Annotated in this window: 8 protein-coding genes; all 8 read right to left on the bottom strand. The window is 69.6% G+C overall.

Features of this window, described 5'->3' with window-relative positions; translation table 11 throughout:
* Positions 1–100: 100 nt before the first annotated feature.
* Complete coding sequence (locus tag OZ671_RS04980; RefSeq protein WP_268859700.1) at positions 101–574, bottom strand: type II toxin-antitoxin system RatA family toxin; 474 nt, start codon at positions 572–574, stop codon at positions 101–103.
* Positions 575–578: 4 nt separating this feature from the next.
* Positions 579–1,121: an AAA family ATPase gene (locus OZ671_RS04975; RefSeq protein WP_268859699.1), complete on the bottom strand. Its 543-nt coding sequence runs from the start codon at positions 1,119–1,121 to the stop codon at positions 579–581.
* 14 nt (positions 1,122–1,135) lie between these two features.
* Positions 1,136–2,095, bottom strand: a complete 960-nt coding sequence (gene lipA, locus OZ671_RS04970) for a lipoyl synthase (RefSeq protein ID WP_268859698.1) — start codon at positions 2,093–2,095, stop codon at positions 1,136–1,138.
* A gap of 104 nt (positions 2,096–2,199) precedes the next feature.
* Positions 2,200–3,474 (bottom strand): allantoate amidohydrolase, encoded by a 1,275-nt coding sequence (locus OZ671_RS04965; protein ID WP_268859697.1) that lies wholly within the window; start codon positions 3,472–3,474, stop codon positions 2,200–2,202.
* Positions 3,471–4,661, bottom strand: a complete 1,191-nt coding sequence (locus OZ671_RS04960) for a urate hydroxylase PuuD (RefSeq protein WP_268859696.1) — start codon at positions 4,659–4,661, stop codon at positions 3,471–3,473. Before OZ671_RS04960 ends, OZ671_RS04965 begins: the two co-directional genes overlap by 4 nt.
* Positions 4,662–4,676: 15 nt before the next feature.
* Complete coding sequence (gene xdhC / locus OZ671_RS04955) at positions 4,677–5,654, bottom strand: xanthine dehydrogenase accessory protein XdhC (protein WP_268859695.1); 978 nt, start codon at positions 5,652–5,654, stop codon at positions 4,677–4,679.
* 17 nt (positions 5,655–5,671) lie between these two features.
* Positions 5,672–7,996: a xanthine dehydrogenase molybdopterin binding subunit gene (gene xdhB, locus OZ671_RS04950; protein WP_268859694.1), complete on the bottom strand. Its 2,325-nt coding sequence runs from the start codon at positions 7,994–7,996 to the stop codon at positions 5,672–5,674.
* Complete coding sequence (xdhA, locus tag OZ671_RS04945; RefSeq protein WP_268859693.1) at positions 7,986–9,473, bottom strand: xanthine dehydrogenase small subunit; 1,488 nt, start codon at positions 9,471–9,473, stop codon at positions 7,986–7,988. Before xdhA ends, xdhB begins: the two co-directional genes overlap by 11 nt.
* Positions 9,474–9,650 lie beyond the last annotated feature (177 nt).

Here is a 9,650-nt window from a genome sequence, read left to right as displayed (position 1 = left end):
ATCCAAGACCCGGTCGAACTTGGAAGCGAGGCGCGCGCGTCGGCAAGACTCATGGGTGGCCGTCCAGCAAGAACCGGAGCCAAGTCTTAACGAGCCGGGCTTAAGGAGCTGTTGCCGGGCCTGCCGCACCGTAAACGGCGTCGGCGCGCGCTTCGAAGGCCTCGGCGAAACGCCGGAACGCCGCGTCGAACACGGCTCCCATCACCAGGGCCAGGGCGCGGCTGCGGAATTCGTAGTCGATCGAGAAGCTGACCACGGTCGCTTCGCCGTCGGACGAAAAGCGCCAATGGTTCTCCAGCCGCGAGAACGGCCCGTCGAGATATTCGGCGAGGATATGCAGGCGTGGCCGATCCAGCGTCACGCGGCTGGTGAAGCTCTCGCGCAGCATCTTGTAGGCGACGGTCATATCCGCCACCAGGATCTCGACGCCGCCGTCGCCGGCATTGACGCGCCGCCTGACGCGCAGCTGCTGGCACAGCGGCACGAATTCCGGATATTTCTCGACATCGGCGACGAGGTCGAACATTTCCGCGGGTTTGTGGGCCACCCGCCGCTCGGTCTTGAAGATCGGCATGGCGTCAGGCTCCCGCGCCGGCCGGCACCGGCTCCGCCAGGTCGCCGGCCAGGCAGGCATTGGCCTGCCGCCGGGACGTGAAGGCGACGAGGTGCTGATCCGTCCTCAGCCCCTGGACATAGGCGACGAGCTTCGGGCGCTGCTCGCGGCGATAGGTCCAGACGTAGCGCAGAAAGGCCCAGTCGACCCGTTCCGGGCACCCCGGCGCCATTTCCGGCCGCACCTGGCCATAGCTCGACACGATCCGGCGCATGATCCCCGCGAGGCAGGCGATGCGCGGCAGGTCGAACCAGAACACCGTGTCGGCGCGCGCGCGGCGCAGCTCCCCCGCTCCGTGCCTGATATAGTTGCCGTCGATGACCCAGGCGTCCTGCGCGGCGACCTCGGCCATGGCGGCGGAGAAGGCCGGCATGTCCGGCTCGCGCCAGCCCGGCTGCCAGAACAGCGCGTCGATCGAGACGTAGGGCAGCGCCAGCCGCTCGGCCAGCGCCCGCGCAAATGTTGTCTTGCCCGAGCCCGAACAGCCCATCACCAATATGCGCTGCATGGCCGGGCCGCCGCTCAGCGGCCGAGCTTGGCGAAGCGAGCCGCCTTCAGCCGGGCGAAATCCTCGCCGGCGTGATGCGAGGAGCGGGTCAGCGGGCTCGACGACACCAGCAGGAAGCCCTTGGCATTGGCGATGGTTTCGAAGCCCTTGAACTCGTCCGGCGTCAGGAAGCGCACCACCTCGTGGTGCTTGCGCGTCGGCTGCAGGTACTGGCCGATGGTCAGGAAATCGACCTCCGCCGAACGCAGGTCGTCCATCAGCTGCAGCACCTCGTTCCGCTCCTCGCCGAGGCCGACCATGATGCCGGATTTCGTGAAGATCGAGGGATCGAGCTCCTTGACCCGCTGCAGCAGGCGGATCGAGTGGAAATAGCGCGCGCCCGGCCGGACCTTGAGATATTTCGACGGGACGGTTTCGAGGTTGTGGTTGAACACGTCGGGCCGTGCCGCGACCACCACTTCCAGCGCGCCGTCCTTGCGCAGGAAATCCGGCGTCAGGATCTCGATCGTGGTCTTCGGCGAGCGTGCGCGGATCGCGTGGATCACCTTGGCGAAATGGTCGGCGCCGCCATCGGCGAGATCGTCGCGGTCGACCGAGGTGATCACGACATGTTCAAGGCCGAGCTTCTCGACGGCGATGGCCGTGTGTTCCGGCTCCAGAGGGTCGAGCGCCCCGGGCATGCCGGTCTTGACGTTGCAGAACGAACAGGCGCGCGTGCAGGTGTCGCCCATGATCATGAAGGTGGCGTGCTTCTTTTCCCAGCATTCGCCGATATTCGGGCAGCCGGCCTCCTCGCAGACGGTGACGAGGCCGTTTTCCTTCACGATCCGGTGCGTCTCGGCCCATTTGGGCGAGCCGGGCGCCTTGACGCGAATCCAGTCCGGTTTGCGCTGGATCGGCTGGTCCGGCCGATGCGCCTTCTCCGGATGTCGCGGACGAATGTCCTGCTTCAGGGTATCGATCAGCGTGGCCATGGCTCGTTCCGACGCGGCTATCGTACTGTCATTAGGCGGCTTGGCCGCCATTTCGCAAGGCCCAGCCATCGCCCCTGCCCTGCGAGCGCCGGCCTGCCGCTGGGTCAGGCCGGACGCTGCTTGGGATCGAAGGCGGCGATGAAGCCGATCAGTGCCGCAACCGCAAGCCCCATATCCGTGGTGGCAGCGAATTCGAGGGGATTGTGGCTGATGCCGTCGCGGCAGCGCACGAACAGCATGGCGAAATCGGTCAGCTTGCTCATCGACTGCCCGTCATGGCCGGCGCCCGAGACCAGCCGCGGCGCCGGCAGGCCGAGCCGCTCCAGGCTGGCCGCCAGTCCCTCCTGCAGCCAGGGCGCGCAGGCCGCCGTCGGGCAGTCGTGATAGGTGTCGAAGCCGACCGTGCAGCCGCGCGCCGCGGCGATCTCCTCGCAGCGCGCCATGAAGGTCGCGAGCGCCGCGTGGCGCGGCGCATCCGAGGCGGCCCGGAGGTCGAGCACGAAATCGACGCCATCAGGCACGACATTGGCCGCGCCCGGCATGACCTTCAGCGTGCCGACGGTCGCCACCATCGCCGCTTCGGGATGCGCCTTCGCGATCGCCTCGGCCGCCACCACCATCTCGCTCGCCGCGACCAGCGCGTCGCGGCGCAGCGTCATCGGCACGGTGCCGGCATGGCCGGCCATGCCGCGCACCGCCACGCGCGTACGGAACTGGCCGGCGATCGACGTGACGATGCCGAGCGGCGCGCCCTGATGCTCGAGCACCGGCCCCTGCTCGATGTGAACCTCGACATAGGCCAGGGCTTCTTCCGGTGTCAGCGCCGCGCCGCCAGCCGCGTCGGGATCGAGGCCGTAGTCGCGCATCGCCGTCGCCAGCGCGACGCCGTCCGCATCCGTGCCGGCGAGCCAGCGCTGCTCGAAATTGCCGGCGAGCGCCGCCGAGGACGACAGGACCGTCGGAAAGCGGCTGCCCTCCTCGTCACCGAAGGCCAGCACGTCGATCGCGAAATCGAACCGCTTGTCGGCGTCGCGGAAGTGTTCGACCGCGAGGATGCCGGCCACCACGCCGAACATGCCGTCATATTTGCCGGCATTGATCACCGTATCGATATGCGACCCGATCAGGAGGCGCGGCACCCGGTTCGCGCCGTCGGTGCCGCCGGCGCGCGCATAGTGGCCGCGGACGGTGGCGAGCTGGTCCTCGCTGACCGCCATGCCGGCCTCGGCCATCCACTGGCCGACGAGATGCGCGGCCCGCCGGTGCTCTGGGGTGAGGAAGCGCCGGGTCAGCCGGTCGGCATCCTCGGAAATGGCCGCCAGTTCCTCCAGCATGGCCTCGGCACGTTCGCCGAGCCGCTCGATCTCGGCCGGGGTCATCGCGCACCCGCCAGGAAGGCGCCGAGCGCGGCCCGCTCGGCATCGGTCATGCCGGTCTCGTTGCCGAGCGGCATGGCTTTGGACTGGACGGACTGCTGCACGATGGCTCCTGAAAAACGCCTGAGGTCTGCGGCCGTCTCCAGGGTGACGCCTTTTGGCGCTTCGGTGAAGCCCGGATGTCGCGGCTGGCGCGCATGGCACGCGGCACAATGCCGCGCCGCGATGTCCAGGGCCTGCAGCTCGGTCACCGTGCCGGCGCTGCCGAGGTCGAGCCTTGGCCGTTCGGCCGTCACGAAGACCATGGCGACCAGCGCGATCGCCGCGACCGGCACCGCCCAGCCGTAACGCTGCCAGGGATCCCCCGCCTCGTGCCGGTTGATCGTGTGCTGCACCAGCGCGCCGCAGACGACGACGAGGGCGACGATCAGCCAGGACGCGGGATGGCCGTACAGCATCGGATAATGGTTCGACACCATCATCAGGAGCACCGGCAGCGTCAGGTAGTTGTTGTGGGTCGAGCGGGTCTTGCCGATCTTGCCGTATTTCGGATCCGGCTTGCGGCCGGCGATCAGGTCCGCCACCACGATCTTCTGGTTGGGAATGATCACCAGGAAGACGTTGGCCGCCATGATCGTGCCGATGAAGACGCCGACATGGATGAAGGCGCCGCGACCGGAAAAGACGTGGGTGAAGCCCCAGGCGGCCGCCACGATCAGCAAGAAGACGACGACCGACAGCAGCGCCGGCCGCTCCGCCAGCGGCGAGCGGCAGAGCGCATCATAGACGAGCCAGCCGCCGACGATCGCGCCGAGCGACAGGCCGATCGCCTGCCAGGGCTGGAGCGCCGCCACCGTCGGATCGATCAGGAAGCCACGGGCATTCCAGTAATATTGCACGACCAGCAGCACGAAGCCGGACGTCCAGGTGAGATAGGCGGCCCAGCGGTGCCAGATGAGGTCGGGCGGCAGGTCGGCCGGCGCCACCAGATATTTGCCGACCTGGTAGAAGCCGCCGCCATGCACCTCCCAGGCGCTGCCGTCCGGCCCGGCCGCCCCCGGCGCCTTGGCCTTCAGCTGGTAGTCCAGCGACATGAAATAGAAGCTGGTGCCGATCCAGGTGATGCCGACCGTCATATGAAACCAGCGCGACAGCAGATTGAGCCAGTCGGCGGCAAGGGCGAGGTCCATGGTGGATCCGGGCTGTCAGGAGCTGCGGGAGCGGGTGGGACGGCGGCCGCGGACCGGCGCGACGGCGGCTTTCGTCCGCGCCTCGGCGATCAGCAGGCATTCGGCCGCGATGGCGGCGGCGATCACCGGCGGCTCCTTGCCGCCGATGCCCGGCAGCCCGAGCGGGCAGCGCAGCGCCGCGATCCGGGAGGCCGGCACGCCGCGGCCGGCGAGCTGCCGGGCGAAACGGGCCCGCTTGGTGGCCGATCCGATCAGTCCGACCCCGGCGACCGGCGCACACATGAGCGCCGCCTCGACGATGTCGAGATCCAGCGCGTGGCTATGGGTCATGACGAGCACCTCGGCGCCGGCCGGCGCCGCCGCCAGCACCGCATCGGCCGACGCCGCGGTCGTCGTGACATTGGCGGGAATCGCCGCCGGAAAGGCGCCGGGGCGGCTGTCGCACCAGACGACGCGGAACGGCAGCGGCGCGAGCGCCAGCACCAGGGCGCGTCCGACATGGCCCGCACCGAACAGCAGGATGCTCGGCGGCCGTTCACCGAACCGCTCGCCCGCCATGCCCGCCGCCGGGGCGGCGCCCGGCTTCAGGATGCGCCGGACCGTCCGGCCGCCGGCAGGCCGGTCGATGGCCGTCCCGAAGGGCCCTGCGCGCTCGGCCGCGGCAAGCGCGGCGATCTCCGTGCGGTCGCGCCGGTCGAAGGTTTCGATGGCCAATGCCACCCGGCCGCCGCAGCACTGGCCGAGATCCGGCCCGAGCACCTGGTCGACCAGCATGGTCGCCCGTTCGGCCCTTGCCAGCATGGCCTGGGCCCGCGCCAGCGCCTGCCATTCCAGGGCGCCGCCGCCGATCGTGCCGTGAAAGGCCCCGTCCGGCCGGACGATCATGCATGTTCCCGCTTCCCGCGGGGTCGAGCCCACGGCGCTGACGACGCTGACGAGGGCGCAGGCGCCGTGCGCCTCGACCATCGCTTCGATCCGCGGCCAGACCTCCATCGGGCGCCTCCCCCGGCTCAGCGCCCGCCTGCGGCGCGCTGGGCCTCGCAGGCGAACAGGATGGCCTCGGGCGTGGCTGGGGCGTCGAGCGCCACCGCATGTCCGGGATTGAGCGCATGCACGGCATCGCCGATCGCCGAGAACACCGCGTTGGCGAGCATCAGCGGCGGTTCGCCGACCGCCTTCGAGCGGTAGATCGTCTCCTCGCGATTGGCCCGGTCGAAAAAGGCGACGCGGAAGTCGGCCGGCACGTCGCGCGCCGTCGGAATCTTGTAGGTCGACGGCGCATGGGTCCGCAGCCGGCCCTTGGCATCGAAGACGAGTTCCTCGGTCGTCAGCCAGCCCAGACCCTGCACGAAGCCGCCCTCGATCTGGCCGATATCGATGGCCGGGTTCAGCGACCGGCCGACATCGTGCAGGATGTCGACCCGGTCGAGGCTGAACTCGCCGGTCCAGCTGTCGATCGTCACCTCGCAGCAGGCCGCGCCGTAGGCGAAATAGAAGAACGGGCGGCCGGTGCCCTTCGGCCGATCCCAGGTGATCTTGGGCGTCGCATAGAAACCCGCCGCCGACAGATGCGTGCGCGCCAGATAGGCCTTCTTCACCACTTCGGCGAAGCCTGCCTCGTGCTCGCCCGAGCTGACGCGGTCGTCGCGGAAAACGATGCTGCCGACCGGCACCTGCCAGTCGCGGGCGACGAATTCGGCGAGGCGCGCCTTGATCTCGGCGGCGGCGTTGCGCGCGGCCATGCCGTTCATGTCGGTGCCGGAGGAGGCGGCAGTCGGCGAGGTATTCGGCACCTTGCCGGTATGGGTGGCGGTGATTCTCACCCGGTCGAGCGCGATGCCGAACTCCTCGGCCACCACCTGCGCCACCTTGACGAACAGCCCCTGCCCCATCTCGGTGCCGCCGTGGTTCAGGTGCACCGAGCCGTCCTGATAGACATGGATGAGCGCGCCGGCCTGATTGAGGAATGTGGTGGTGAAGGAGATGCCGAACTTGACCGGCGTCAGCGCCAGCCCCTTCTTCAGCACGCGGCTCGACGCGTTGAAGGCGGCCAGCTCAGTGCGGCGCTCGCGGTAGCGGGCGCCCGCCTCGAGCGCGCGCATGATCTCGCCGGCAATATTGTCCTCCACCGCCATGCCATAGGGCGTGACGTTGCGCTCGCCGACGCCGTAGAGGTTGCGATAGCGCACGTCGAGCGGATCGAGCTTCAGGCTCCAGGCGATCCGGTCCATCAGCCGCTCGGCGAACAGCATGCCCTGCGGCCCGCCGAAGCCGCGAAACGCCGTGTTCGACACGGTATTGGTCATCATCCGGCGCGAATGGATGGCCACGACCGGATAGAAATAGGCGTTGTCGGCGTGGAACATCGTCCGATCGTTGATCGACGACGAGAGATCGTGGCTGTAGCCGCAACGGCTGGCGAAATCGACCGCCACCGCCTGTACCTGCCCGTCCAGATCATGGCTGCAGCGATAGTCCGCCCTGAAGTCGTGGCGCTTGCCGGTCATGACGAAATCGTCGTCGCGGTCGAGCCGCAGCTTGCAGGGCCGGCCGGTCCTCCAGGCCGCGAGCGCCGCCATGGCGGCCCAGCCGCTCGCCTGGCTCTCCTTGCCGCCGAAGCCGCCGCCCATGCGCCGCACCTCGACCGCGACCTGGGCATCGGCCAGACCGAGGACACGCGCGACGACGTGCTGCACTTCGCTCGGATGCTGCGTCGAGGACTGCACCACCATGCCGCCGCCCTCCTCCGGCACGGCGAGAGCCGCCTGGCCCTCGAGGTAGAAATGCTCCTGGCCGCCGATCCGCAAGGTTCCGTCGAGCCGGCACGGGCCTTCGGCGAGAGCCGCCTCGGCATCGCCTCGCCGGAACGCATAGGCCTCCATGATGTCGGCGCCGGCCTCCAGCGCGTCGTCGACGGAGACGATCGGAGCGGTTTCCTCGATCTCGATGACGGCGCGGCGCGCAGCCCGCCGGGCCGCATCACGCGACGTCGCCACCACGGCGAAGACGACCTGGCCATGGAAGGCCACCGCGTCTGAGGCAAAGAGCGGATCGTCGCCCGCCACGGGACTGACATCGTTGCGCCCGGGAACGTCTCGCGCCGTCAGCACCGCGACCACGCCGGGCGCGGCCGCGACCGCCGCGAGATCGAGCCTGCGGATCGGCCCGCGCGCCGCCGGCGAGCCGCCCGGCGCGACGTGCAGCGTGCCCTCCGGCTCCCTGATGTCGTCGATATAGGGCGCCGAGCCCTGCACATGGCGCTCGGCGGCGTCATGCTGCAGCGAGCGGTGGACATGCCGGGTGGGCACCGCGCCGATGGTCGGCTCAGACGGCATGGCCCGCCTCCGTCAGATGCCTGACGCGCGTCGCATCGCGCCGGCCGGCAGCAATCTCGACGAGCGCCTTGCGGATGAGATTGGCCGCGACGAGGCTGCGGTAGCGCGCCGAGCCGCGGTGATCGTCCAGCGGCTGCACATCCTCGCGGAGGCGATCGATGGCCGCGGCCATCGCCGCTTCATCGTCGATATCGAGCCCGACGAGCGCCTGTTCGACCGCCGCCGCCCGCTTCGGCACGCCGGCGAGGCCGCCGAAGGCGATCCGCGCGGCGGCGATCCTGCGGTCGTCGAGCTTGACCTTGACGGCCCCCATGACCGCCGAAATGTCCTGGTCGTTGCGCTTGGCGATCTTGAAGACGCGGAAATGTTCGCCCGGCTGGAGCCGAGGCACCGTGACGGCGGTGACCACCTCGTCGACTGCACGGTCCTGCCGGCCATAGGCCAGGAAGAACTCCTCGAGCGGCAGGCTGCGCTCGGTCTTCCCCCGGCGCAGATGCAGCCTTGCGCCGAGCGCGATCAGCAGCGGCGGACTGTCGCCGATCGGCGAGCCGTTGGCGATATTGCCGCCGATCGTTCCGCTGGCGCGCACCTGTGCCGAGCCGAGCCGGCTCGACCAGACGGCGATGTCCGGGTCGACCGTCACCAGCGCATCGAAGGCTTCCGCATAGGTCGCGGCGGCACCGATCACGATATCCCTGGCCGTCACGCTGACCTTGCGCAATTCCCTGACCCGGCCGGTATGGACCAGTTTCGGCAGTTCCTTGAGCTGCTTGGTGATCCACAGGCCGACATCGGTGGCGCCGCCGACCATCACCGCATCGGGATGGTTCGCCATGATAGCGGCGAGCCTGTCGAGCGAGCGCGGCGCGGCAAAGAAGGCAGTGTCGTCGCCGACGAGAACGTCGCTGTCGTCGGCGAGGGCGGCAAGCGCGGCGGCCGTCGCATCCGCCTGCGCGGCAAAGCGGTCGGCGGCGGGGCCGGCGCAGACCTCGAGCGCCGCCTCGACGATCGGCCGGTAGCCCGTGCAGCGGCAGAGATTGCCGGCAAGCCGCTGCAGCGCCGCCTCGCGGCCGCCAATTGTTGCGGCGCCGTCCTGGTAGAGCGTGAACAGGCTCATCACGAAGCCCGGCGTGCAGAAGCCGCATTGCGATCCATGATGGCGCACCATCGCCGCCTGGACCGGATGCAGCGTGGCCCCGTCGGCGAGGTCCTCCACGGTCACCAGCTCGCAGCTGTCGATCTGGCCGAGCAGCAGGATGCAGGCATTGACCGGCTCGTAGACGCGGCGGCCGTCCCTCAGGCGGCCGAGCGCCACCGTGCAGGCGCCGCAATCGCCTTCGCCGCAGCCCTCCTTGGTGCCGGTCAGGCGCTGGTCGAGACGGAGCCAGTCGAGCAAGGTCGTCGCCGGCGCAAAGCGATCGATCTCGACCGTCCGGCCACGGTGCAGGAAACGCAGCGGTCGCGAGGTTGCAGTCATGATCCCCATGAGGTCGTGGCGCTGCAGGACGGAACCGGTCGCGATCCACGATGGTTCCGGTCGACCGCCCGAACCGGCGGCCGCGCGCCATCGGCGGCGTCCCGGCCGAACCGGTAGCCGGCCCCCGTTCGCGGCCCGCGGGCTGCGGTCTCGAGGATACGGCTCGTCGGATATCCG

Source organism: Phreatobacter sp. AB_2022a, assembly GCF_026847585.1.
Lineage (GTDB): Bacteria > Pseudomonadota > Alphaproteobacteria > Rhizobiales > Phreatobacteraceae > Phreatobacter.
This window is presented reverse-complemented; position numbering and strand designations above follow the sequence as displayed.